We start from the raw sequence: 23,770 nt of genomic DNA on the forward strand, positions 1-23,770 counted from the left end.
CCGCTCCCCGACCTTGGCCACCGCCCTGGCCCGCGCACACCTGTCGGACGCACGGTCTAGGTTGTTCAGGACAGAGGAGGGCTTGTGGACGAGATCACGCAGCAGCAGAAGCACATCCGAACCATCTCCGAGTGGCTCATGTACGACCTCGGCGTCCAACCGGGATGGGACTCGATCACGCTGTGGGCCAAGCCCACACCGGATGCCGTCGTCATCCGGGTGCTGGTCGCCGGACCGCAACCCGACGACCTGTCCGGCACGTTCGCTGCCGGTAGCACCCAGGACGCGGCCGTGCGTGACCTGCAGCGGCTCATGTACCGCAAGCCCGGCGGCACCTGGCTGAGCGCCCGCTTCATGGTGACCGCCACGGGCTGGCCCTCACCGCAGATCGCCACCGACGCCGAGTTCAACTACGAGGAGAACCCCGGCCAGTTCACCGCCGACGACGGCCCGTTGACGGCCGAGCAGGTTGCGGCCCACCTGCGCGAATTCCCGCGCTCGGCCGAGGCCACCCCGGAGTGGATGCGCGAGGCGCGCTGACCGGCATACGTCACGACGACCTGCTCAGTCCTCTGCCTTGCGCTCGGCGATCTGCCAGCGGATGCCGGCCTCGATGAAGCCGTCGATGTCGCCGTCGAAGACGGCGGCGGGGTTGCCGGTCTCGAACTCGGTCCGCAGGTCCTTGACCATCTGGTACGGGTTGAGGACGTAGGAGCGCATCTGGTCGCCCCAGCTCGCCTTGACGTCGCCGGCGAGCTCCTTGCGCTCGGCTGCCTCCTCGGCGCGCTTGAGCAGCAGCAGCCGGGACTGCATGACGCGCAGCGCCGCCGCCCGGTTCTGGATCTGCGACTTCTCGTTCTGCATCGACACGACGGTGCCGGTCGGGAGGTGCGTCATCCGGACCGCGGAGTCGGTCGTGTTCACCGACTGGCCGCCGGGACCGGACGAGCGGAAGACGTCGATCTTGAGGTCGGACTCGGGGATCTCGATGGAGTCGGTGCCCTCGATGAGCGGGATGACCTCGACCGCGGCGAAGCTGGTCTGGCGCCGGCCCTGGTTGTCGAACGGGCTGATCCGGACGAGCCGGTGGGTGCCGCCCTCGACCGACAGGTTGCCGTAGGCGTAGGGGACGTTGACCTCGAAGGTCGCCGACTTCAGCCCGGCCTCCTCGGCGTAGGACGTGTCCATGACCTTGGTCGGGTAGCCGTGCCGCTCGGCCCAACGGAGGTACATCCGCATGAGCATCTCGGCGAAGTCGGCGGCGTCGACACCCCCGGCGCCGGCGCGGATCGTCACGACGGCCGCTCGCTCGTCGTACTCCCCCGACAGCAGCGTGCGGACCTCGAGCTCGCCGACAGCCTTCTTGAGGCTGGTCAGCTCGCGCTCGGCCTCCGCGAGGGTCTCGGCGTCACTCTCCTCCTGCCCCATCTCGACGAGCACCTCGAGGTCATCGACGCGCGCGTCCATGCCGGTGACCCGGTCGTACTCGGACTTCGCGCGCGACAGCGCGGACGTCACCTGCTGCGCCTTCTCCTGGTCGTCCCAGAGGTCGGGCGCCGCCGCCTGGGTCTCGAGGTCGGTGATCTGCGCCTCGAGCGCCGACAGGTCGGTCACCTCACGCACCGACGCCATGGTCGCGCGGAGGTCCTTGATCTCTTGGGTGAAGTCGACTGCCACGAGGGTCAAGACTACGTGCCCGTATGCCGTGCGCTCGCCACGCGCGGTGCGCGCGCCTACTCCTCGAGGTCGGCGCGAGCTCGCGAGACCACGGTGACGCGGACGCCATCGCCGAGCATCCACCCGATGAACGGCACCTTGGCCGTGCCGGTCATCTCGACGACGGCCAGCTCGCCGTCCGGGGTGCCGGTGCGTCCGCCGAGGCTCCAGCCGTAGAGGGTGCCCGGCAACGGCCGGGACGAGACGTACTCGCTCGCCTCCTGCCGGACCGTCGCGTCCGTCAGCGGCACCGCTCCCCTGACGCCGCCCCCGTATGCCGTCCCTTCGTCGAGCGCGTTCGCCGCCGCGAGCGCGGCCCCGTCGGAGACGTCGAGCAGCTTCATCCGGGAGAGGTGGACCGAGGTGACGGCGATGACACCGGTGATGAGCAGGATGCAGATCATCGTGAAGACGAGGATGAGCGGGATGACCCGCCCCTCCTCGTCGCGCTGGGATCGTGTCGTCACTGCGCCCCCCGGAAGCGGTCGACGGTCGAGAGCTGGCTCGCCGTCAGCGGCACGCGCAACGGGACGACGTCGCGGGCGAACTGCGGCACGAGCGGCAGCGGCACCGACACGCGAGTCGTCGTCTCGACCCGGGCGTCCGGGGTGAGGCACGGGGTGGCCGAGCAGGTGATCTCGAGCGAGCCCAGACCGTCGAAGCCCTGGTCCGCGAAGGCGATGTTCGCGGCGGCCTCCGCCCGGGCGCGGGCGTCCTCCCCCTCGCCGGTGGTGACGAACGCACGGCCCGCCTCGCGGGCCGCGGTCGTCACGGCGTACGACCCGGCCTGGATGCGGCCCAGCACCATGACGAGATAGATGAGCGGGACGAGCATGAGGACGCCGAGGAAGATGAACTCGATGACGGCACTGCCGTCCTCGCTGCGGAGCCGACCCAGCCGCTCCCGCCACCCCCACATGGTCATCGCCGCCTCGTCACTGCCGCTCGAGGAACGCACGACCGGTCACCTGGAGCCGCCCGGAAGGACCGATGAGACCGATGACGGGCAGCGGCGCCGAAACCCGCACCTCGACGACCTGGACTCCCCCGACGGTCGTGGTCCCCACGGTGACGTCCTCGGCGTACTTCCTCGACAGGGACGAGGAAATCAGCTCGCGGGTGCGCACCGCTCCCATGCCCGGCTCGGCGTCGGCACGGGCGCCGAGGCGCGCCCCCTCGCTCGCGCACGAGATGAGCGTGTTGCGGATGTGCAGGAACAGCCCGACCTGGAGGACGGCCATGAAGAGGAAGACGACGAGCGCGGAGACCATGACGAACTCCGCGATGGCCGACCCCCGCTCCCGCTCGCGCCCCGGTGTCGACCGCTCGCCCGCGCGGGCGAGCCGGCTCATCCGATGTCGGAGACGCTGTTGATGGCGCGCTCGAACAGGGCCGTGAACTGTCCCCTGGCCGCGGTCCAGATGACGGCGACGAGGGCCGCCGTCATGAGGGTGATGAGGACCCAGCCCGGGACGTCGCCACGCTCACGCCGGCGCATGCCGTCGTCGGCGAGACGCAGGGCGGCGAGCTGAGCTCGTACGAGGGATCGGGTGATGGTGTTCATGGTGCTGCCTTTCGGTGGTGTCACATCGTGAAGTTGAGGAACGAGAAGCCGGGGTAGATGGCGAAGAGGATGGTGATGGGCAGGACCATGAAGACCACCGGAACCATCATGGCGATCTCCTTCTTGCCCCCCGCCTCCATGACGGCACGCCGCCCCTCTTCGCGGACGTCCTGTGCCTGCGCGCGCAGCACGTCGGCGAGTGGGGTGCCGCGCTCGACGGCGATGACGATGCCGTCGACGAAGCGGGTGAGGCTCATCAGCCCCGTGCGGTCCGCGAGGCCTTGGAGCGCCGACGGCAGGCTGGCGCCGGCACGGGCGTCGGCGAGACAGCGGCGCAGCTCATCGGAGAGCGCACCCTGGGAGAGCCGGGTGACCCGTTCGAGAGCCCCGACGGCACCCTCGCCGGCGCCCACGGCGAGCGCGAGCAGCTCTGCGACAGTGGGGAACTCGGCGAGCATGCGCTCCTCGTGCTTCTTTGCGCGATGGCTGAGCCAGAAGTCGGCAAGGACGAGACCCAGGCCGGCGCCGAGGCCGATGAGGAGCACGACGAGTACGGGGTTCGCGCCGCCGGTGAGGGCCATGACGGCCGAGACGAGCAGCATCAGCAGCCCACCGACCACGCCCCAGATGGTCTGCTGGGCCCGGAACCGGTCGACATCGGGCGCCAAACCGGCTCGGAGCAGCCGGCGCCGCACCGACGGCGCACCGCCCATGATCGCCTCGACCGCTCCGGACAGCTGGGACAGGAGCGGAGCGAAGGCGACGGAGAAGGCGTTCCGCGGCACGAGGTCGGACGCGAGCAGCGTCGACGGGCGAGGCGTGTCCTTGAGGTAGGGCAGGACCCGGTCCGAGAGCCCAGCCCGCCGGTGTCGGGGCAGCCCGAACCACACGAGCAGCAGCCCGAACCCGACGAGCAGGCCCAGCAGCGCGCCGGAACGGGTCAGCTCGCTCATCGCAGCACCCGCTCGTCCTCGGGGAGACGACCGATGCGCAGCATCAGCCAGTAGGCGATCCCCGTGACGATGCCACCCGCGACGAGAACGAGCGCTCCCCTCGCCGACGAGTAGGCCGCCACCGACTCGGGTCGCGTCGACAACATCGCGAGGATGAGCCATGGTGCCGCGACGGCGAGTCGGGCCGCGTTGACCGTCCACGACTGACGCGTCTCGAGCTCGGCGCGGGTGCGGGCGTCCTCGCGCAGGAAGACAGACAGGGTCCGCAGCAGGCGGCCCAGATCGCTGCCGCCGACCTCCCGGGCGATCCGTAGCGACTCGATGAGCCGGTCTGCAACCGGGTCGCTGAGTCTGGCCTTGAGCCGGTCGAGGCTGTCCTGGAAACGGCCGCTCACTCGGTAGTCCTGGGCGAAGGCGGCGAATGCCGGGCGCAGCTCCTCGGGTCCCCGGTGGGCAAGCTGCGAGACCGCCTCGGGCAGGGACATGCCGGCCCGCACGGCTGACGTGATGTTGTCAACGGCGTCCGGCCAGAGGTCACGCAGCCGACCGCGGCGCTGGCGCGCGCGCATCCGCACCACGGCATACGGGCTCCATGCCGCCATGAGCGCGAAGCACAGCGCGATCGGCAGAACGCCGACGACGGCATACACGAGGAGGAAGACGAGGACGAACGCCGCCGCGCACCCGAGGAGCAGGGTGCGCGCCGACGTCGACGCGAAGCCCGCCTGGACGAGCTCGTCGCGCAGCACCCGGATCAGACGCGGAGGCTCCTTGGTGCGGTCAGGGTCCTGCTCGCGCACCCAGAAGCTCCACCAGATGAGGAAGAGGCCCGTACCGAAGACCAGGCCCAGGACGACGCCGGTCATGACGCCCCTTGGGCGAGCAGCGCGGGCAGGTCGTAGCCCGCCCGCTCGAAGCGCTCGCGGTGCGGAGGGTAGCCGTCGGCGCGCACGAGCTGCCCGCCGCGCTGGACGAAGAGGTCGGCGATCTCGACGACGTCGCCCTCCACGCGGCCCGGCACGGCAGCGATCTCACGCACCCGCCGCGTGCCGTCGCGCTCGAGCGCGGCGTGCACGACGATGTCGATCGAGCCGGCGACGGTGGGCACGACGAAGCGCGACCCGACGTTCTCGCCGGCAAGCAGCGGCAGGGTGCACATCTTCGTGATGGCCTCGCGCGCACTGTTCGCGTGGATCGTGCACATGCCGGGGAGGCCGGAGTTGAGTGCGATGAGGAGGTCGAGGCTCTCGGCCTGGCGCACCTCGCCGACGATGATGCGTGACGGCCGCATCCGCAGGGCCTCCTTGACGAGGCGCCGCAGCGGCACCTCGCCGGTGCCCTCGAGGGACGGCTGCCGGCACTGCATCGACGCGACGTCGCGCAGCGGGATCTTGAGCTCGAAGACCTCCTCGCACGTCACGACCCGCTCGCGCGCCGGGATCGCCGCGGCGAGGCAGTTGAGCATCGTCGTCTTGCCCGCCTGGGTCCCGCCGGCGACGAGGACGTTGAGGCCGGAGGCGACCGCGGCCTCGAGGAAGGTCGCGGCCTGCTTGGTCAGCGTGCCGAGCCGGACGAGGTCGTCGAGGCTGTCGGCCTTGACGATGAACTTGCGGATGTTGACGTGCCAGTGCTCGCGGGTGATGTCGGGGATGACGACGTGCAGGCGCGAGCCATCGGGCAGGACCGCGTCGACGAACGGGCTGGACAGGTCGACCCGGCGCCCGGAGGACTTGAGCATGCGCTCGACGAGGTCGCGCACCTCACTTGTTGACTGCACTGGTGGTGCGCGCGTCGAGTAGCCCTGAAGTTGTGCACGCTGTCAGGGTGCGATTGTGACTGAGGTTCGCGACATCACGCTGATCTCGCCGCCGGCGAGTATGCGGGTGCAGGCCGCCCCGATGCTGTGCTGGCTGGTCGTCGACGACGACGACACCGTGGTCGAGCCGATTCGGGCCTTCATGGTGGAACTGGCCGCCAATGGCACCTCGCCATCCACCCGGCGCTCGTACTGCCACGACCTGCTTCGCTGGTGGCGATTCTGCAGGGCGATCGACACCACGTGGGACGCAGCCACGAGCATCGACGTTCGCGACTTCGTACGGTGGCTGCAGGCAAAGCCGAACCCGCAACGCAGCCGCTCGGGCGCCGGATCCCGCCCGCCGGCTGGCACGGTCAACGCGATCACCGGGAAGAGCTACCTGCGGGCCGGGTACGCACCGCGCACCATCAACCACGCACTGTCGGTGTTGTCGGCGTTCTACACGTTCACGTACGAGGCGGGTCTGGGTCCGTGGAACCCGGTGCCGGGCTCTCACCAAGAGCGTCGAGGGGTGCCGGTGCGCCGGGCTCGGTACCGACAGAAGGTCCCGGTGTTCCAGCCACGGGCGATCTCTGAAGAGAACTTGCAGGATCTGTTCGCCACCTTGGGCCGCGACCGCGACCGCGCCTTGGTCGCGGTCGCGCTGTCTTCGGGGGCTCGCGCCGGGGAGTTGCTGTCGATGACCGTGAGGGGAATCGAGCATGGCCAGGGCGTGGTCGCGGTTGAGCCGAAGGGCGGTATGGGCTCTCGGATCTGGATCCCGGCCGCCCCGGAGTCCTTCGTCTGGATCGCCCGCTACCTGGCGACCCGGCCCGTGGACGGGACCGATGGGCCGCTCTGGCTCACCCTCCGCTCACCCCACGCCCCGATGGACTACTTCGCCCTGCGGCAGGTGCTCGAGCGCGCCAACCGGCGCCTGGGGACCAACTACACCTGGCACGACTTCCGTCACACCTTCTCCCACCGCATCCTCGCCGACGATCGGATGACCTTGACCGACGCCCAGGCGCTGATGCGCCACCGCCACCTCGACACCCTGAACAACTACGCGGCCGCCCGCCTCGACGAGCTCGTCACGGCGTTGCACCGCCACCTCGCCACGCCACCACCGGAGCCACCCAGGACAAACATCCGCTACGACGCGGACGACCTCGCGGTGCTGTTCCCCGGGCTGCAGCAATGACCGGCAAGTCCCCGGTGCCTGAGGTCGCCGCAGCCATCGCCTCTGGTCGGATGCCCACCGCGCTGCGCGGCGAGCTCGCCGGCGTCCTGGAGGCGCTGACCACCACGACCCTGCCCGCCGGAATGAAGGTCAACCCGGTGGTCCGCTCCAAGAGGCTGGTCGGTCGGCTGCTGGACTGGCTCGAGGAACAGCCCGGGGACACGTGGCAGGACCGCTGGGAGAGCTGGATCGGCCAGGGCGAGCAGGACTGGCGACCCAACCCGGGGTCCTCGGGACAGGGCATCAAGTGGGAGACCGCGTACGCCATCAACGCCCTCATCGTCGTCGGTGCCGTGGCCCCGACCTACGACTGGATGCTTTCCCAGCGGCGGATGAGGCTCTACAAGGACTGGGCGTCCTACCACGAGCCCGAGGTGTTCCAGCAGGTCGTCGACGCCGTCGTCGCTCGAGGTGGGTTCCGCGACACCACCCGCGTCACCACCCTGCTGGCGATGATGTCGATCCACCTGCGCAAACCCGTGAGCGAGTTGACCGCGCAGGACTTCGGAGACCTCCGCGCCGTGCACCTGGCGCGAGGGGTCAACTACCACGGCCTGCCTGGGGCATGGGTGGCCTGCAAGGCGGCCGGTCTGTTGGCCGACGAGCCCGACAGCTACGCCGAGCTGGTCCACGTCGAGAGACGCACCGTCGAGGAGCTGGTGGACCGCCACGGCGTTGACAATGCCGAGATCCGCCAAGTGTTCATCGCGTACCTGACCGAGATGTCGGTCTCCATGGATTACCACACTCTGTACGCGCTCGAGCAGCTGCTGGTGAAGAACTTCTGGGGCGACATCCAGGCACACAACCCGGGCATCGCCACCCTGCAGCTGACCGCTGAGCAGGCGTCCGCGTGGCGGACGCGGATCAAGACGATGCCCAACGGCAAGCTCCGTAAGGGCGAGGCCCAAGTCATGGACCGGGTCAGGACCTTCTACAACGACATCGCGGCTTGGGCCCTGGACGACCCCGGCCGGTGGGCGATGTGGGTGGCCCCCAACCCGGTCCCGCGCGCGGTGATCAAGGGCGCCCGGACGAAGACGACCCGCCGGCAACAGAACCATTTCAAGGCCCGCACCCGCTCCCTGGCTCCTTGGGTGCCCCAGCTGGTCCGCTCGGTCACCGCGGAGAAGGACCGCATGCAGGCGCTGCTGGCCGCGGCCGGATCGGTCGAACCCGGGACGACCTTCGACGTCGAGGGTCAGCAGTGGCTGCGCCGCGAGGACCGGAAGAACGTCCTCGGCAAGGCGACCTACACCCTGACCACGATGCTCGTCGTCGACCCGGCCGGCGACGAAGTCGACCTGACCCACCTGGAGCACAAGGCGTTCTGGACCTGGGCGGCTCTGGAGGTGCTCAGGAACACCGGGCTGAGGATCGAGGAGATGCTCGAGCTCACGCACCTGTCGGTCCGGCCGCTGCGCAAGCAGAGCGGTGAGGTCGTGCCCTTGCTGCAGGTGGCGCCGTCCAAGACTGACGAAGAGCGCATCCTGCCGATGAGCCCGGCGTTGGCGAAGGTCATCAGTGAGATCATCAGCCGGCATCAGGGCGAGCATGGGTCGGTTCCGTTGCTGCGCCGCCTCGACCGGTCCCAGCGTGAGTACAGTCAGCCTCTGCCGTTCCTGTTCCAGCACCACTTCCGCTCCGGCGCTGGGTTCGTCTTCAGCGACGGCACCATTCGCAAGTACTTGGCCCAGGCGGCCGCCAAGGCCGGGGTGCGCGACAGCGACGGGACCCTGATCCGCCCGACTCCGCACGACTTCCGCCGGCTCTACTTGACCGAGCTGGTGGCCAACAAACTGCCGATCCACATCGCCGCGCAGCTCGCCGGCCACCGCAGCCTCAACACCACGCAGGGCTACGTGGCCATCTATCCCCAGGATGTCTTCGACCACTACGACCAATACCTCGAACGCCGCCGAGCAACCCGGCCCGGCGAGGAGTACCGCCAACCCACTGCCGAGGAGCTCCAGGTCTTCGCTGACCACTTCGGCCGCCGACGAGTCGAACTCGGTGACTGCGTCCGCCCTTACGGCTCGGGGTGCACCCACGAGCACGCCTGCATCCGCTGTCAGTTCCTCACCGTCCATCCCAGCAGCAGCCCCCGATTGCGAGAGATCGAGACCGACCTGCACCAGCGGATCGAGACCGCGCAGGCACAGACCTGGCTGGCCGACGTAGAGCAACTCCGGATCACCCTCCGGCGGCTCGAGGAGAAGCAGGCGACCCTCAACGACGCGAGTCCCCCGGTGTCACTTGGGCCGCTGGCAGCTCACCCGGTCTGGGAGATTCCGTACGGCGATGAGGTCAGCATCGACTAGCGACTTGAGAAACCGATCCTCGCGACGCGCCGACAACCATGGGGTCCAACACCACGCTGTCCGCTTTTGCAACCATGGAAGTCGTTGGGGAAAGTTGCACCCAAAATCCGGTAGGCCCTCTGATTGCAGGAGGGCCTACGCCATGTCTGACCTGCAGTTATGCCACGATCAGGTCATCCCGGAGTGGCGATCACCAACTCTGTCCCGTTGCGGCGTCACACTTGCGTCATGGCCCGGGATCGCGTCCATCAGGCGGCCGCTCGGCTGAACGTCTCCAGCCGACGTCTCTTGGTGTTCCTCGATGCGCACGGGATGCCGCACGGCACTGCAAGCAGCGCCCTCTCTATCTCCGCTGCCGACCTGCTTCGGCGAGTCACGACGTCAGACGTGTTGATCGACAGCGCCCGCCACTTCCGCTATCGCGCACCCCGTCGGCCCACGTTCTGGCTGTGGGAGAGCGATGACGACTGGTACTGGGACGCCGACCGCACCTGGCTCAACTGGGTCGGCCCGGACGAGTTGACGACCCTCGAGGCCGCGATGGCCTATGACGTCGCCACCAGCACGATCCGTCAATGGATCCACCGCGGGCACCTGGTACCCCTTCGCCGACAGGACCGAACCCTCATCTTCTCGGCTCGCGCAGTGCACGATGCCGCGATGTCGACCGGCGAGCGGAACACGCAACCCGGAGGACCGCTGACGAGAGCCCACCGCCGCCACGTCGAACCCGCGGGCAAGCACATCTCAGCCCAGGCCATGGCCAGGCTAGTGACGGCTGAGACAGCCGCGAACGCTGTGGGCGTAGCCGCCTCGACTGTGCGCTCTTGGCGCCACCGCGGTCTCCTGAAGCCGAGACAGCAGCAGGGCCGGACGCCGCTCTACCTACTTGCTGACGTCGTTGCGGCGGCGCGTCGATCGCCGTACAGCTCGCCGCGAAAGCCACGCCCTCTGATCTAACGATCACCCCTTGAGGGGAGGTAGCTATGCGACCTCCCTAGGCACAGCCATGCCCTGACACGACTACGAGCAAGACACCGGCGCACTCAGCGCCCCAAACGCACGACCAAGGCCCGCTGGCAACGGCGGGCCTTTTGCATGCCCGAACGCGGGCAGGAGGACAAACCCATGGCTCTCGCCACCTCGATCGTCGTCCCGCAGGAGATGACGATCACGACCGCCCTTGCAATATCCATCGTGATCGCAACGATCGCGCTCAGCACGATCCTCGCCGTCTGGCTCTTCTGCCGCCTCACACCGGCCCGTCGCCGAGATGTGATCAGGCTCGCCAGGGCTGTCATCCGAGGCGGGCGCCGGCCCTGAACGCCAGCCACACCCCCGGTCCGATGACCGGAACCGGTGATGTCTAACCCCGCTTATCGTTTTGATAAGCGGGGTTAGACATCGCTAAGAACGCTGTCCGCTCGTGCCGCCAACGGGGCACGATGCTGTGTCGGATCTGACAGAGTCATACGCATGGCCGACGTGGAGGTGACCGTTCCCGAAGTCGCGTACTACTACCCCGCGCCCTACTGGGGGTCCGGCGAGGTCGATGCGGTAAAGACCCTCTTGCTCTTCTTCGATGAGATCGCGATCCTCCGTCCGCAGTACATGGCTGGGATCGAAGTCATCAGCGACCCGGTACTAGCCGGACCGCTAACTGACCTCGGTCTTCTCCGCGTGTTGGAGCCCGAAGCCTTCGTTGACCAAGAGATGACCGAGGACCTTGCCACCGCCATGGTGGCCTTGCTGACCACCGACGCGTTCGAGCACCTCGACCCCACCGTGCACTTCCAAGAACTGTCACAAAGCCGAGTCGGCTGGGGCGCGGATGTCGGCCTCGCGTCGATGCTCACCGAGGAACTGACCCAAAGAGGTCTCGCCCGCCCGAGTGAGGACGGGCTCTCGATCCCGATGCACCCCGAGGTGCGAACCACCATCCTGGTCCTCCTCGCTCAGCTCGCCCGCGCGGCCGGGCGTCGGCAAGGCATCGACCTCCACCCCGCAACGTCCCAGCAGCAGCCTGCCGCGGCACTCGTCAGGACCCTCACAAGAGAACAGATGCCCTCCGCCGGGCACCTGGTTGCTCTCGACCTCGAGGCGGTCAGCCTGGACCTCTCCCGGGTTCCCCTCGACGAACTGCTGGACTTCCGCAGGCAACACGCGACCGAGTACCGGCTCTACGCCCGCCAACTCCGTAGCGTCCTTACCCAGCTCGGCCCCATGGAAGAGGTCGACCGTCAGGCCGCCCTCGCCGACCGACGAGAGGAACTTGCCGAGAGGGCCTTCGGATTGCGCCGAACCTCACGGGGGTCTTGGACTCCCGACGCCGTCGGCCTCACCAGCGTGTCGCTTGGACTTGCGGGGGCCTCGTGGGAGCTGGCCGGCAACGGCGACCCGGTGAGCGCCGCCCTCGCTCTGGCGGCCGGCCTCACCGGCCTGATCCCTGCGCGGACGGTCGACGCCTACAGCTACCTGATCTCAGCCGGGCGCAACTTCACGTGACTCGCAGGGCCACCCACCTCGCGAACCCGCGTCGACCCCGCCTCAGGCCTCGAACCGCTCAAAAAACCAGCCTGCTTGATCTGGGACGATAGAGGCGAGTTCCTCCGACACGTCGAGATCGTGCTCAGCGGCGAGTTCGCCGATATGCACCCCCACCAGGCCACGGAGCCTGCCGAGCGCTACCGAGAGCGGATCTGTGCCGTACGGGCTGCGATGCCTGTCCCACTGCTGTTCCGAAGGACCCACTTCGTCGACGAAGTCTCTGAAGTGCCGTTGAATCGCCTGCAGGCGCTGGGCCATGGTCGAGCTGCCCTCGGGATTGTCCATCAACTCACCGAGCTTCTGGCGCGCGATGTTGGCGGACTGCACGCAGTGTTCCTCGATCTCGAGGGAGAAGTCCCTCCAAAGCATCCGACGGTCGCCGAGCATGTTGAGCACTCGACGGGCTATTTCGCGGTCATCGTCCTTCCGCTCCCACTGGGCGCCCGCAGGCCCAGCTGTCACGCCCGTAAGCCGGTACCGAACCATCCCTAGTCCCTCCATGTCGGGGGCGCCGCCCCCTGCGTGCTAGCTCTGGCGGCGAGGGCGGCGCCTTCTCCGACTGCCCTAAGCGGGCTCCCCGCACTGTACGTGTATCGCATCAGGCAACGACGAGTCCGACACGACCTTGACAAGTGCAGAGAACGTCACTCGTGAGCAGCGTCGTGGTCAGCTCGGCGACGCCGCCGCGCGCGACGAAGACGCGCGTCGGCTCGTTGATCCAGATCTCCTCGATCGTCGGGTCGTCGAAGTACTGCTGCAGCGGCCCGAAGCCGGCGACGGTGTCCCACACGGACTTCTCGGCGAGCGCGAGGTCGTCGAGGACCGGCATACCCCCGTGCATGGAGCGCTGGTCGTAGTCGGCGACGGCGTCGCGCACGAGCCGCTGCACCTCGCGCGGCTCGCGCGTGGGGTCGAGACCGGAGCGACGAATGAGCTCGCGGACCTCGGCCTCGACGGTGCGCACAGCGTCCACTGCAGGAATCCCCCTCCGGCGCGCGCCTCCACGGCGTGTGTGCGCACCCTGTCGACCAGTTTTCAGATCCGTATGCCGTGGTGCAGCAGCACTGTAGGCGGGATCGCTGATGTCGCTGAAGAGTTTTCCACAGTCCTTGACGAAGTTTTTAACCGAGGGTAGGGACCGGATCAACACGATGGCGACGCCGGCGATCCGGAGCGCACCGTGACCAGCCGACGTGCGGACGGCTCGGAGTCCGACAACACCACGACACAGGTGGACAAAGATTCCCTTGTCGGCCAGTCATCGCGCATCTCGTGGTCTAGTCCATTACCGTCCGAAGGCACCACGACCAGCGTCGTGGTGGGCACCGGACCTCGCGCCGCCCGCGGCCGTGGAGACTGCAACGGAGGAGTCGACATGCACACCCTGATCGGCACACACCCTTGATCGGCGCCAGCGGGCGGAAGGACGAGCCGGCCACGCGGCTGGTCACCTCGTGACGGACGTCGCACGCGCCGACGCGGCCCTGCGTCGCGATGCGCTCGGTTCGCTCATCGTCGGCCTGCCTGGCCACGAGGCCACCGATGAACTGCGCCGGGCGGTCGGCGACGGGCTCGGTGGCGTCGTCCTGTTCACCCGCAACGTCCGTGACGCCGACCAGCTCACCGGGCTCGTCGCGTCACTGCGAAGTGAGCGGCCGGACCTCCTCGTCGCCATCGACCACGAGGGCGGGGAGTTCAGCCACCTGTCGGCCGTGAACCCGTGGCCCCTCGCCGCGCCGCGCACCCTCGGCGACCTCGACGACATCGCGCTGACCCGCGACAGCGCCCGCGACGCCGCGGCCATGCTCGACTCCTTCGGTATCGACGTCATGCTCGCCCCGTCGGCCGACGTCAACAGCAACCCCGGCAACCCGATCATCTCGACCCGCGCCTTCGGGACGACGGTCGAGCGGGTGAGCCGTCATGCCGTCGCGTTCGTCGAGGGAGTCCACGACGCGGGGATCGCCGCCTGCGCCAAGCACTTCCCCGGTCACGGCGACGTCTCCGTCGACTCGCACGTCGACCTCCCCCGTGTCGACCGCACCGCTGCCGAGGTGTCGACCCTCGAGCTGGAGCCGTTCCGTGCCGTCATCGACGCGGGGGTCGACGTCATCATGACGGCGCACATCGTCTTCTCCACCTTCGACGACGCGCCGGCGACCCTGTCGCACCGCATTCTCACGGGCGTGCTGCGTGACGAGCTCGGATACGAGGGAGTCCTCACCACCGACGCCCTCGAGATGGGTGCGATCACGCGGCGGATGACCATCGCCGACGCGACGGTGCGCTGCCTGCGGGCGGGCGCCGACCTCGCCATGATCGCGGTCGGCGACGCCGACGCCCCCGGCACCGCAGCCCGGCTCGTGGACGCCGTCCGCGCCGGAGACCTCTCTCGCGAGCGGCTCGCCGAGGCGTCAGAGCGTGTTCGCCGCCTCGCCCGCACTCTCGCCGACCGGCCCCGAGGTGGTGGGCTCGACGGAGCTCCGGCGCGAGAGGTCGCCGCCCGTGTCGTGGCCGCCAGCGATGTCCCCGCGATGGGCCGCGACACCTTCGTCGTCGACCTCGCACAGCCCCTGCACCCGGCGTGGTACCCGTACTTCGATGGCCTCCCCGCACTCTTCGGCACCGATGGCGTCGTCGTGCGCGAGGACGACCCCGACGCGATCGCGGCAGCCCGCCGCCGGGCCGCGGACCGGCCTCTCGTCGTCGCCGTCCAGGACGCCGTGCGCACCCCCTGGATGCTGCGCAGCCTCGACGAGCTCACGCGGAACCGCGACGGCGGCGTGCTCGTCCTCGTCACCGGCATCCCCGAAGACCGCGACGTCCTCCCCGCCCACCTGCCGGTCGTCGTCACCGGCGGCCGGAACGTCCTGGCGCTCAAGGGTTTTGCCGAGATCATCACGAGGCGACAGCAATGAGGTTCGGGGCCAACTACACCCCGCGACGCAACTGGTTCCACCACTGGCTCGACTTCGACGTGCAGGAGCAGCGCGAGGACTTCGAGGTTCTCGCGGGTCTCGGGCTGGACCATGTCCGCGTCTTCTGTATCTGGCCCGTCTTCCAGCCCAACCGCGGCCTGGTCAACCGGCGGGCGCTCACCGATCTCACCACCCTCGTCGATGCCGCCGGCGAGGCCGGGCTCGACGTCACCGTCGACGTCGTCCAGGGTCACCTCAGCGGCTTCGACTTCTACCCCTCGTGGACCGACACCCACCGGTTCCGCAACATCTTCGCCGACGCCGGGGCGGTGCAGGCCCAGGCCGAGCTCGTCGGGACCGTCGCCGGGCACCTGCGGGACCACCCGGCATACCTCGGCGTCTCGCTCGGCAACGAGCCCAACAACCTGCTCTTCCGCGACCCCGCGACGGCCGAGCAGGTCGACACGTGGAACCGCACGCTCATGGAGGCGGCCCACGAGGCCGACCCCGACCACGAGCACCACGCCTCGGCCTACGACGCCGTCTGGTACGACGAGGGGCACCCGTTCACGCCGCAGCAGCTCACGACCGTCGGCGCCCGCACTGTGATCCACCCGTGGGTGTTCTCCGGCGGGATCGGTGCGCGCTACGGCGGGCTGAGCCTGCAGGCAACCCGCACCGCGGCGTATGTCGCCGAGCTCGCCCGCGCATGGTCGCCCGACCCGCGGCGGGGAGTGTGGGTCCAGGAGGTCGGCGCGCCCGAGGGGTCGGTCTCGGCCGAGCAGGCACCGGACTTCGCCGAGCGGACGGTGCGCGCCCTCGCCGCCGGACCGGACGACATCTGGGGCGTGACATGGTGGTGCAGCCACGACGTGAGCCGCGCGCTGCTCGACTTCCCCGAGCTCGAGTACACCCTCGGTCTCTGTGACAGCGACGGTGAGCCCAAGCTGCTCGCCCGGCGCCTCCAGGAGGTCTTCGCCGCGCTCGCCGACGAGCCCGCCACGCCGGCACCGCGTGGCCCGGCGCTCGTCCTCGACGTCGACGACGAGCCGCGCCGCGCGAGCGCCCCCGGCGGACGCCTCTTCGACGCCTGGATGGCCCGCGCGGCGGACGGCGAGCTGGCACCCATCGTGACGAGCGAGCGCGCCGACGACACGGCATACCTGATGGCTCGTGGCATCACCGACACCGCCGACATCGCGCGAGGAGACTGACCCGTGGCCATGCAGCCCTGGTTCGAGCAGGCCAAGCTCGGCATCTTCATCCACTACGGCATCTATGCCGTCGACGGTGTCGCCGAGTCGTGGTCGTTCTTCAACGGCGAGGTGAGCCACGAGGACTACCTGGCGCAGCTCGACGGCTTCACCGCGGCGAGCTTCGACGCCGACGCGTGGGCCGCCCTCTTCGCCGCCTCGGGTGCCCGCTATGCCGTCCTCACGGCGAAGCACCACGACGGCGTCGCGCTCTACGACACCGCGCAGAACGCCCTGTCCACGGTCAGGGCGACTCCGGCCCGGCGGGACATCGTCGCCGAGTACGTCGACGCGCTGCGCGCCCACGACCTCAAGGTCGGCATCTACTTCAGCCACCTCGACTGGACCCACCCCGACTACGCCAGTGTCCGCCCCGCGTCTATGTCCGACGACGAGCGCGGCAACCCCTTCGCCGTGCCGGCCGCGGGCGAAGAGGACCCGGCCGCGTGGGAGCGGTTCCTCACCTTCCACCGGGCCCAGCTCACCGAGATCCTCGAGCGCTTCCTCCCCGACCTGCTGTGGTTCGACGGCGACTGGGAGCGCGACCCGGAGCAGTGGCGGATGGACGAGGTGCGCGACCTCATCCACGCGATCACCCCCGATGCCGTCATCAACGGCCGGATGAGCGGCGGCTTCGGCGACTACGCGACACCCGAGCAGGGGGTGCCGATCGAGCCTCCGCACGGACCGTGGGAGCTGTGCCTCACGATGAACGACTCGTGGGGCCACCAGGGCCGCGACACGAACTACAAGTCCGTGCGCCAGCTCGTGCGCATCTTCGCCGAGACGATCGGCGGCGGCGGAAACCTGCTGCTCGACGTCGGCCCGCGCGAGGACGGCTCGATCCCGGAGGAGCAGGTCGAGCGGCTCACCGCGCTCGGCGACTGGATCGGCCGGCACGACACCGCGATCCACGGCACCGTCCGCGGGCTGCCACCGGGCCACGTCTACGGACCGTCGACGATCTCGGCCGACGGGACGCGGCTCTTCCTCTTCTGCTTCGACCGCCCGCGTGAGTTCGTCGTCGTCCGCGGGCTGCGCACCGAGGTCGTGGGCGCGCGGCTGCTCGGCGCGCAGCCGCGGGAGCTGCGGCGCGAGCGCGTCGGCGGGCTCGGCGACGTGCCCGGCTGGGAGTACATCCACGTGCCCGACGACGTCGAGCTCGACCCGGTGTGCACCGTCATCGAGCTCACGCTCGCGGGTCCGCCCGACATCTACCGGGAACACACCCGCGACTGACGTTGGATTCCTCGACCGTATGCCGTCCGCGCGCCTCGCGCGGACGGCATCGCCTCGCGCGAACGGCACACGAGCGCGCGGTAACGCCTCGCGCGGACGGCATACGTGCATGTGGTCCGTGCGACCCACACCACACCTACTCGGGGTCGGAAGGGGGTTGCCGCGACACCATGTTGCGGTTATGTTTGGTGCAACACGATGTTGCACTCTCCTCCAGACCACCTGAGAAAGGCGCGACCGCCATGAGCACGGCACACATCGAGAAGACCGCGACAGCCGCCGGGACGACCGCCCCCCTCACCACCGACGGTGAGCTCGACCTCGTCGCCCTGCGCGAGCTGGACTTCGAGAAGCGGCTCCAGGTCCTGTCCGAGGCCTCGGTCGAGCAGCACTTCGACGCGTTCGTCGACATCGCGTGGGACGACCCCGACTTCGCCATCGACCCGAAGGACCCGCGCTGGGTCCTGCCCAAGGTCGACCAGCTCGGCCAGACGCAGTGGTACCAGTCGCTGCCGCTCGAGGAGCAGATCCGGGTCGGCCTCTACCGCCAAGCCAACGTCGTCAAGGTGGGCCTGCACTTCGAGCAGGTGCTCGTGGCCGGGCTCATGCAGTTCGCCATGACGCTGCCGAACCGGCGCCCGGAGTTCCGCTACTCGACGCACGAGGCGACCGAGGAGTGCCACCACACCCAGATGTTCCAGGAGTTCGTCAACCGCTCCGGCCAGGACGTCTCCGGCGCTCCGCGCTGGTTCCGCGCCGTCGGGCCCGTGCTGCCGTTCTTCGCGAGCCGCTACCCGATCATGTTCTTCATCGGTGTCCTCGCCGGCGAGGAGCCGATCGACCACGTGCAGAAGGCGATCCTGCGCACCGGCGAGGACCTGCACCCGCTGCTCAAGCGGATCATGCAGATCCACATCGCCGAGGAGGCCCGCCACATCGGCTTCGCCCACCAGTACGTCGAGCACAACGCGCCGCGCCTCGGTCGCCGCGACCGGATGGTCGTCTCGGTGCTCACGCCCATCGTCATGCGTGCCCTCTGCGACGTCATCATGAAGCCCAGCCCGCAGGTCCAGAAGGCTCTCGGCATCCCCGACGAGGTCATGGAGGAGGTCTGGTGGAAGGGCAGCGACTCCCAGAAGATGCTGCGCGACATCTTCGGTGACGTCCGGATGCTCGCCGAGAAGGCCGACCTCATGAACCCGGTCTCGCGCCGGGTGTGGCGCCGCATGGGCATCGCCGGCCGCGCCTCGCGCTTCCGCAGCCAGCCGGCCACGGCGGCGAGCTGACAGGCATACGCGCCGGACGGCATACGCCCCGATCTGCCTCTCCCCCAACGGAACTCGACACCGAAGACCCAGGTGCCCCATGCCCTATGTCGTCACGCAACCGTGCTGCGCCGATGCCTCGTGCGTCGCCGCGTGCCCGGTCAACTGCATCCACCCTGCCCCCGGTGAGCCCGGCTTCGGGCAGGCCGAGATGCTTTTCATCGACGCCAAGACCTGCGTCGGGTGCGGCGCCTGCGTCACCGCCTGCCCCGTCGGCGCGATCGTCCCGGAGAACGCCCTCGACCCGAGCCAGTTCGCGTTCAAGGACCTCGCTGCGGAGTACTACGCCGACCAGCCGCACGACGACCGGTGGCCGCTCGCGATCATCGAGAGCCAGCGCCGGATCGCGCGGCCCGGGCCTTTCCGGGTTGCCGTCGTGGGCGCGGGTCCGGCCGGTCTCTACACCGCCGACGAGCTGCTCGCCCACCCCGAGGTGGAGCAGGTCGACGTCATCGAGCGGCTCGACGTGCCGCACGGCCTCGCCCGCCACGGCGTCGCTGCGGACCACGGCTCGACGCGTCAGGTGACGCGCCTGTTCGAGTCGATCGAGTCCGAGCCGCGCTTCCAGTACGTCCTCGGTGTCGACGTCGGCACCGATGTCACTCTCGCGCAGCTGCGTTCGCGCTACGACGCGGTCGTGTATGCCGTGGGCGCGTCGTCCGACCGCAGCCTCGACATCGAGGGTGAGGAGCTGCGTGGTTCGCTCGGCGCGGCGGAGGTCGTCGGCTGGGCCAACAGCCACCCCGAGCGCGCCGGGCTCGACGTGCCGCTCGACCACGAGCGCGCCGTCGTCATCGGCAACGGCAACGTCGCGCTCGACGTCGCGCGGCTGCTCACGCGGGACACCGAGACCGTCCTCGCCGCCACCGACATCAACCGCGACGCCCTCGCGCAGCTGCGGGCGTCGTCGGTGCGTGAGGTCGTCGTGCTCGGTCGCCGCGGGCCGAACGAGGCCGCGTTCTCCACGCCGGAGCTCATCGGCCTCGCCGGGCTCGAGGACGTCGACGTCGTCGTCGAGGCCGACCCGGCCGACATCGACACGAGCACGGCGGGTGGCCGCGTGCTGGCCGAGCTCGCGGGCCGACCGGTCCCTTCGACCGACTCGGGGCGTCGCCGGATCGTGCTGCGCTTCCAGACCTCCCCCGTCGAGCTGCTCGGCGACGACCGCGTGACCGGCGTGCGAGTCGTGCACAACGACCTCGTTCCCGACGAGGACGGCGTCGTCCACGCCATGGCGACCGAGCTCGAGACGGTGATCGACGCCGGGCTCGTCGTGCGCGCCATCGGTCACCGGGCTCTGGCGGTCGACGGACTCCCCCAGGACCCGCGCACCGGCGTCGTCGAGAACGAGCGGGGCCGGGTGGAGCCGGGCGTCTATGTCACCGGCTGGGTCAAGCGTGGCCCGTCCGGCTTCATCGGCACGAACAAGTCCTGCGCGCAGGAGACCGTCGCGAGTCTGCTCGACGACCTCGACGCCGGACTGCCGGTGCCGACAGAGCCGGCACTCGCATCGGTCGGAGCCGCGGCCACCGCGACCCCCACCCGGACGCGCCGTCCCCGTATCGCCCAGCTCACCACCCTCGGGAGGACCCGATGAGCCCCCGCCGTCCCTCCTCATCCCAGCCCTCCTCATCCCGGTCCTCGTCGAACCCGAAGCACGGAGGCAGCGACGGCCGCAGCCGCCGCTGGGCGGACCACAAGGCCGAGCGCCGCCAGCACATCCTCGACGCGGCCCTCGTCACCCTCGACGAGCTCGGCCCCGGTGTGGAGATCCATGTGCAGGACATCGCCGACAAGGCCGGCATGCACCGCACCGTGGTCTACCGGCACTTCACCGACCGTGCCGAACTCGACCAGGCCGTGCAGGAGGAGATCTGCCTCCGCCTCGCCGCCGCCATCGAGCCCGCCGTCCGTCTCGAGGGCACTCCGCTCGACATCGTCCGCCGCATCGTCACGGCATACGTCTCATGGACGATCGCGCACCCGGCGCTCATGGACTACCTCGAGCGTGACGCGCCCGGAGCGAGCGACACCCCGCTCGAGCGCACCCTCGAGGACCTGGCCCGCAGCGTCGCCGCGCTCATGGGCGCCTTCCTCGACGTCCTCGGCCACGAGCTCGACGCCGACGACACCGCGGCGCTCGACCCGTGGATCTTCGGCCTCATCGGCGGGGTGCGCGAAGGTGTGCGTCGCTGGTTGCAGCGGGAGGTGCTGGCCCCCGGGGCGGAGCACTTCACCGAGATGGTGAGCCAGAGCGTGTGGTTCCAGATCCGCGGCTTCGCCGACCAGCGCGGCATCGTCTTCTCGAGCATCCCGGTGGAGGAGCTGGTCGCCCAGTTCGCCGCCATCCAGAACGCCCCGACCACCGACGGCCCGCTCGCCTGAGCGCATCCCCCACCAGTAGCTCACATGACCACCACCACACTGTCCGGCAAGGTCGCCTTCGTCACCGGCGGCGCCCAGGGCATCGGCCGCTTCACCGCCACCGCTCTCGCCGAGCGCGGTGCCCGTCTCGTCCTCACCGACATCGACGAGACGGCACTGCGCGAGGTCGCCGCCGAGATCGGCGAGGACCGCGTGCTGCCCGTCGTCGCCGATGTCCGTGACCTCGGTGCGATGGAAGATGCTGCCGCACAGGCGATTTCGCGCTTCGGCTCGATCGACTACGTCCTCGCCAATGCCGGCATCGCGTCCTACGGCTCGATCCTCCAGGTCGACCCGGAGACGTTCAGGCGGGTCGTCGACATCAACCTCGTCGGTGTCTTCAACACCGTGCGCGCCACCCTGCCGAGCATCATCGACAGCAAGGGCTACGTCCTCATCGTGTCCTCGCTCGCGGCCTTCACCCCGGCACCCGGCCTCGCGGCATACAACGCGACGAAGGCGGGAGTGGAGGCATTCGGCAACGCGCTCCGCTTCGAGGTGTCCTACCAGGGCGTCGATGTCGGGACCGCGCACATGTCGTGGATCGACACCCCGCTCGTGCAGGACGCCAAGCGCGACCTGTCCGCCTTCTCGAAGATGCTCCGGATCATGCCGCCTCCTCTGGGCAAGACCACCGACGTCCAGGCCTGCGTCGACGCCTTCGTGCGGGCTCTGGAGAAGCGCAGCCGTCGCGTCTACGTCCCCGGCTGGGTGGCCGCCATCGCGCACACCCGGATGAGCGCGTCCGGCCGGCTCGTCCAGAAGATCATGGAGCGCCACACGCCGACGATCCTCCCGCAGATGGACGAGGAGGTCCGCCGCATGGGCCGCTCGACCAGCGACCGCAACCTGCGCAACGAGGCCCGAGCCGACGTGACAGCGGGCTCGCGATGACCACCCACTCCGAGGAGTCCCCGATGACCACCGACCGCACCACCGCCGAGAACGCCCCCGAGCACCTCGACTGCATCGTCGTCGGCGCCGGCCTGTCCGGGATCGATGCGGCCTACCACGTCACCAAGGCCTTCCCCGAGCGCAGCCTCGCCGTGCTCGAGGCCCGGGACAGCCTGGGTGGCACCTGGGACCTGTTCCGCTACCCCGGGGTGCGGTCGGACTCCGACATGTTCACCCTCGGCTTCTCGTGGAAGCCGTGGACCGGCAAGAAGGCCATCGCCGACGGTGCGGACATCCTCGACTACCTGCGCGAGGCGGCCGACGAGAACGGCATCACCGAGCGGATCCGCTTCGGGCACAAGGTCGTTCGCGCCAACTACGTCTCCGACGAGGGGCGGTGGCACGTCACCGCCCAGCGCACCGACACGGGCGAGGAGGTCGAGCTCACCGCGAACTTCGTCGTCGCGACGACCGGCTACTACCGCTACGACGAAGGCTTCACTCCCGAGTTCGCCGGACGTGAGGAGTTCACCGGTGAGGTGCTCCACCCGCAGCACTGGCCGCAGGACTTCGACGCGACGGGCAAGCGCGTCGTCGTCATCGGGTCCGGCGCGACCGCCGTCACCCTCGTGCCGGCTCTCGCCAAGGCCGGTGCGGCTCAGGTGACCATGCTCCAGCGCACCCCGAGCTACATCCTCAGCGCTCCCGACGAGTCGCCGCTCGCCCCGCTCCTGCGCCGCCTCCCCGAGAAGACCGCATCGAAGATCATCCGTGCGCAGTACGCGACCGTGAGCATCGGCCTCTACGAGTTCTGCCGCAAGTTCCCGGACCGCTCGCGTTCCATCCTGCGTTCGATGGTCGCCAAGCAGCTGCCCGACTCCATCGACGTCGACGAGCACTTCCGCCCGCCGTACGACCCGTGGGACCAGCGGCTCTGCCTCGTCCCGCGCGGCGACCTCTTCCGGGCCCTGCGCCGGGGCGACGCCGACATCGTCACCGACCACATCGACCGGTTCACCCCGAACGGCATCCTGTTGAAGTCCGGCCGCGAGATCGAGGCCGACGTCATCGTCACGGCCACGGGGCTGAACCTCCTGGCCGTCGGTGGGGTCCAGGCCTCGATCGACGGCGAGCCGGTCGATGTGCCGTCGACGATGGTCTACAAGGGCATGATGCTCAGCGACATCCCGAACTTCGCCTTCATCGTCGGCTACACCAACGCCTCCTGGACGCTCAAGGCCGACCTCGTCTGCTCCTACCTCGTGCGGATCATGGAGCACCTGCGCGACACCGGCACCTCGGTCGTCGTGCCGCGGCGCACCCCCGGGGTCAAGGAGGAGCCGTTCCTCGACTTCGCGGCCGGTTATGTCCTGCGGTCGCTCAACGAGTTCCCGAAGCAGGGCGACGTCGAGCCGTGGCGTCTCAAGATGAACTGGTTCAAGGACCGCAAGGTCTTCGCCCAGCCCGTCGACGACGGCACCCTCGAGTTCACCACCCCGGCCCCGTCGTCGACGAGCCTGCACGAGGCCCGCGAGCGCGAGTCCCTCCCCGTCTGACTCCACTGATTGCCGATTC

General features: G+C 69.4%; 23 protein-coding genes and 1 pseudogene. 14 read left to right on the plus strand and 10 right to left on the minus strand.

Annotated features, from left to right (window positions below):
• Positions 1-84: 84 nt before the first annotated feature.
• Positions 85-540: a hypothetical protein gene (locus BCF74_RS02680; RefSeq protein ID WP_106296418.1), complete on the plus strand. Its 456-nt coding sequence runs from the start codon at positions 85-87 to the stop codon at positions 538-540.
• Positions 541-564: 24 nt separating this feature from the next.
• On the opposite strand, the gene prfB is transcribed toward BCF74_RS02680, so the two are convergent.
• From prfB to BCF74_RS02720, 8 genes and pseudogenes are all read right to left on the minus strand, one after another.
• Positions 565-1,677 carry a peptide chain release factor 2 gene (prfB, locus tag BCF74_RS02685; RefSeq protein WP_106296419.1) on the minus strand — a complete coding sequence of 371 codons (1,113 nt, stop codon included), beginning with the start codon at positions 1,675-1,677 and terminating at the stop codon, positions 565-567.
• A gap of 56 nt (positions 1,678-1,733) precedes the next feature.
• The gene (locus tag BCF74_RS02690; RefSeq protein ID WP_106296420.1) at positions 1,734-2,183 is read right to left on the minus strand and encodes a pilus assembly protein TadG-related protein; all 450 of its coding nucleotides are present in this window, start codon (positions 2,181-2,183) and stop codon (positions 1,734-1,736) included.
• Complete coding sequence (locus BCF74_RS02695) at positions 2,180-2,674, minus strand: TadE/TadG family type IV pilus assembly protein (RefSeq protein ID WP_342747535.1); 495 nt, start codon at positions 2,672-2,674, stop codon at positions 2,180-2,182. Before BCF74_RS02695 ends, BCF74_RS02690 begins: the two co-directional genes overlap by 4 nt.
• Positions 2,652-3,068, minus strand: coding sequence for a TadE family protein (locus BCF74_RS02700; protein ID WP_106296421.1), 417 nt, complete (start codon positions 3,066-3,068; stop codon positions 2,652-2,654). The genes BCF74_RS02695 and BCF74_RS02700 overlap by 23 nt, the downstream gene beginning before the upstream one ends.
• A complete protein-coding gene (locus tag BCF74_RS02705; RefSeq protein WP_106296422.1) occupies positions 3,065-3,280 on the minus strand; it encodes a peptidylprolyl isomerase in 216 nt (71 codons plus the stop codon). Before BCF74_RS02705 ends, BCF74_RS02700 begins: the two co-directional genes overlap by 4 nt.
• A gap of 20 nt (positions 3,281-3,300) precedes the next feature.
• Positions 3,301-4,233: a type II secretion system F family protein gene (locus BCF74_RS02710; RefSeq protein WP_106296423.1), complete on the minus strand. Its 933-nt coding sequence runs from the start codon at positions 4,231-4,233 to the stop codon at positions 3,301-3,303.
• Entirely contained in the window at positions 4,230-5,099 is an 870-nt protein-coding gene (locus BCF74_RS02715; RefSeq protein ID WP_106296424.1) for a type II secretion system F family protein, read from the minus strand. The genes BCF74_RS02710 and BCF74_RS02715 overlap by 4 nt, the downstream gene beginning before the upstream one ends.
• Positions 5,096-5,995: pseudogene (locus BCF74_RS02720) on the minus strand (TadA family conjugal transfer-associated ATPase); the annotation flags it as partial. The gene BCF74_RS02715 and the pseudogene BCF74_RS02720, both read right to left, overlap by 4 nt.
• A 70-nt stretch (positions 5,996-6,065) precedes the next feature.
• Here BCF74_RS02720 and BCF74_RS02725 point away from each other — a divergent pair.
• The 5 genes from BCF74_RS02725 (at position 6,066) to BCF74_RS02745 (ending at position 12,100) form a co-directional block, all read left to right on the plus strand.
• Entirely contained in the window at positions 6,066-7,235 is a 1,170-nt protein-coding gene (locus tag BCF74_RS02725; protein ID WP_106296425.1) for a tyrosine-type recombinase/integrase, read from the plus strand.
• Positions 7,232-9,595, plus strand: a complete 2,364-nt coding sequence (locus tag BCF74_RS02730; protein WP_106296426.1) for a tyrosine-type recombinase/integrase — start codon at positions 7,232-7,234, stop codon at positions 9,593-9,595. The genes BCF74_RS02725 and BCF74_RS02730 overlap by 4 nt, the downstream gene beginning before the upstream one ends.
• Before the next feature lie 228 nt (positions 9,596-9,823).
• Positions 9,824-10,555, plus strand: a complete 732-nt coding sequence (locus BCF74_RS02735) for a hypothetical protein (RefSeq protein WP_146132859.1) — start codon at positions 9,824-9,826, stop codon at positions 10,553-10,555.
• Between the two features lie 168 nt (positions 10,556-10,723).
• Positions 10,724-10,918, plus strand: coding sequence for a hypothetical protein (locus BCF74_RS02740; RefSeq protein WP_106296428.1), 195 nt, complete (start codon positions 10,724-10,726; stop codon positions 10,916-10,918).
• A 153-nt stretch (positions 10,919-11,071) separates the two neighbouring features.
• Positions 11,072-12,100 (plus strand): hypothetical protein, encoded by a 1,029-nt coding sequence (locus BCF74_RS02745; protein WP_106296429.1) that lies wholly within the window; start codon positions 11,072-11,074, stop codon positions 12,098-12,100.
• A gap of 42 nt (positions 12,101-12,142) precedes the next feature.
• Here BCF74_RS02745 and BCF74_RS02750 read toward each other — a convergent pair whose 3' ends face one another.
• Both BCF74_RS02750 and BCF74_RS02755 read right to left on the minus strand, forming a co-directional pair.
• On the minus strand, positions 12,143-12,643 hold the full coding sequence (locus BCF74_RS02750) for a DUF6650 family protein (RefSeq protein WP_342747536.1): 501 nt from the start codon (positions 12,641-12,643) through the stop codon (positions 12,143-12,145).
• Positions 12,644-12,740: 97 nt separating this feature from the next.
• Positions 12,741-13,115, minus strand: a complete 375-nt coding sequence (locus BCF74_RS02755; protein ID WP_425432797.1) for a hypothetical protein — start codon at positions 13,113-13,115, stop codon at positions 12,741-12,743.
• Between the two features lie 481 nt (positions 13,116-13,596).
• Here BCF74_RS02755 and nagZ point away from each other — a divergent pair, with 481 nt between their 5' ends.
• From nagZ to BCF74_RS02795, 8 genes are all read left to right on the plus strand, one after another.
• Positions 13,597-15,060 (plus strand): beta-N-acetylhexosaminidase, encoded by a 1,464-nt coding sequence (gene nagZ, locus BCF74_RS02760; RefSeq protein ID WP_218279185.1) that lies wholly within the window; start codon positions 13,597-13,599, stop codon positions 15,058-15,060.
• The gene (locus BCF74_RS17020; protein WP_146132861.1) at positions 15,057-16,274 is read left to right on the plus strand and encodes a glycoside hydrolase 5 family protein; all 1,218 of its coding nucleotides are present in this window, start codon (positions 15,057-15,059) and stop codon (positions 16,272-16,274) included. The genes nagZ and BCF74_RS17020 overlap by 4 nt, the downstream gene beginning before the upstream one ends.
• Positions 16,275-16,283: 9 nt before the next feature.
• A complete protein-coding gene (locus tag BCF74_RS02770) occupies positions 16,284-17,552 on the plus strand; it encodes an alpha-L-fucosidase (protein WP_245889188.1) in 1,269 nt (422 codons plus the stop codon).
• Positions 17,553-17,794: 242 nt separating this feature from the next.
• Positions 17,795-18,838 carry an AurF N-oxygenase family protein gene (locus BCF74_RS02775; protein WP_106296432.1) on the plus strand — a complete coding sequence of 348 codons (1,044 nt, stop codon included), beginning with the start codon at positions 17,795-17,797 and terminating at the stop codon, positions 18,836-18,838.
• Positions 18,839-18,917: 79 nt separating this feature from the next.
• The gene (locus BCF74_RS02780) at positions 18,918-20,474 is read left to right on the plus strand and encodes an FAD-dependent oxidoreductase (protein ID WP_106296433.1); all 1,557 of its coding nucleotides are present in this window, start codon (positions 18,918-18,920) and stop codon (positions 20,472-20,474) included.
• Positions 20,471-21,262 (plus strand): TetR/AcrR family transcriptional regulator, encoded by a 792-nt coding sequence (locus tag BCF74_RS02785; RefSeq protein ID WP_106296434.1) that lies wholly within the window; start codon positions 20,471-20,473, stop codon positions 21,260-21,262. Before BCF74_RS02780 ends, BCF74_RS02785 begins: the two co-directional genes overlap by 4 nt.
• Before the next feature lie 24 nt (positions 21,263-21,286).
• The gene (locus BCF74_RS02790) at positions 21,287-22,195 is read left to right on the plus strand and encodes an SDR family oxidoreductase (protein ID WP_106296435.1); all 909 of its coding nucleotides are present in this window, start codon (positions 21,287-21,289) and stop codon (positions 22,193-22,195) included.
• A gap of 23 nt (positions 22,196-22,218) precedes the next feature.
• Complete coding sequence (locus tag BCF74_RS02795; RefSeq protein ID WP_106296566.1) at positions 22,219-23,751, plus strand: flavin-containing monooxygenase; 1,533 nt, start codon at positions 22,219-22,221, stop codon at positions 23,749-23,751.
• Positions 23,752-23,770: the final 19 nt, after the last annotated feature.

Origin of the sequence: Knoellia remsis, from assembly GCF_003002895.1 — a bacterium.
GTDB lineage: Bacteria > Actinomycetota > Actinomycetes > Actinomycetales > Dermatophilaceae > Knoellia > Knoellia remsis.

Coding starts and splice junctions, on each gene's coding strand:
- BCF74_RS02700 (WP_106296421.1), bottom strand. CDS start 3,068: ATGAGCCGGCTCGCCCGCGCGGGCGAGCGGTCGACACCGGGGCGCGAG.
- BCF74_RS02705 (WP_106296422.1), bottom strand. CDS start 3,280: ATGAACACCATCACCCGATCCCTCGTACGAGCTCAGCTCGCCGCCCTG.
- BCF74_RS02710 (WP_106296423.1), bottom strand. CDS start 4,233: ATGAGCGAGCTGACCCGTTCCGGCGCGCTGCTGGGCCTGCTCGTCGGG.
- BCF74_RS02715 (WP_106296424.1), bottom strand. CDS start 5,099: ATGACCGGCGTCGTCCTGGGCCTGGTCTTCGGTACGGGCCTCTTCCTC.
- BCF74_RS02730 (WP_106296426.1), top strand. CDS start 7,232: ATGACCGGCAAGTCCCCGGTGCCTGAGGTCGCCGCAGCCATCGCCTCT.
- BCF74_RS02735 (WP_146132859.1), top strand. CDS start 9,824: ATGGCCCGGGATCGCGTCCATCAGGCGGCCGCTCGGCTGAACGTCTCC.
- BCF74_RS02740 (WP_106296428.1), top strand. CDS start 10,724: ATGGCTCTCGCCACCTCGATCGTCGTCCCGCAGGAGATGACGATCACG.
- BCF74_RS02745 (WP_106296429.1), top strand. CDS start 11,072: ATGGCCGACGTGGAGGTGACCGTTCCCGAAGTCGCGTACTACTACCCC.
- BCF74_RS02750 (WP_342747536.1), bottom strand. CDS start 12,643: ATGGAGGGACTAGGGATGGTTCGGTACCGGCTTACGGGCGTGACAGCT.
- BCF74_RS17020 (WP_146132861.1), top strand. CDS start 15,057: ATGAGGTTCGGGGCCAACTACACCCCGCGACGCAACTGGTTCCACCAC.
- BCF74_RS02770 (WP_245889188.1), top strand. CDS start 16,284: ATGCAGCCCTGGTTCGAGCAGGCCAAGCTCGGCATCTTCATCCACTAC.
- BCF74_RS02775 (WP_106296432.1), top strand. CDS start 17,795: ATGAGCACGGCACACATCGAGAAGACCGCGACAGCCGCCGGGACGACC.
- BCF74_RS02780 (WP_106296433.1), top strand. CDS start 18,918: ATGCCCTATGTCGTCACGCAACCGTGCTGCGCCGATGCCTCGTGCGTC.
- BCF74_RS02785 (WP_106296434.1), top strand. CDS start 20,471: ATGAGCCCCCGCCGTCCCTCCTCATCCCAGCCCTCCTCATCCCGGTCC.
- BCF74_RS02790 (WP_106296435.1), top strand. CDS start 21,287: ATGACCACCACCACACTGTCCGGCAAGGTCGCCTTCGTCACCGGCGGC.
- BCF74_RS02795 (WP_106296566.1), top strand. CDS start 22,219: ATGACCACCGACCGCACCACCGCCGAGAACGCCCCCGAGCACCTCGAC.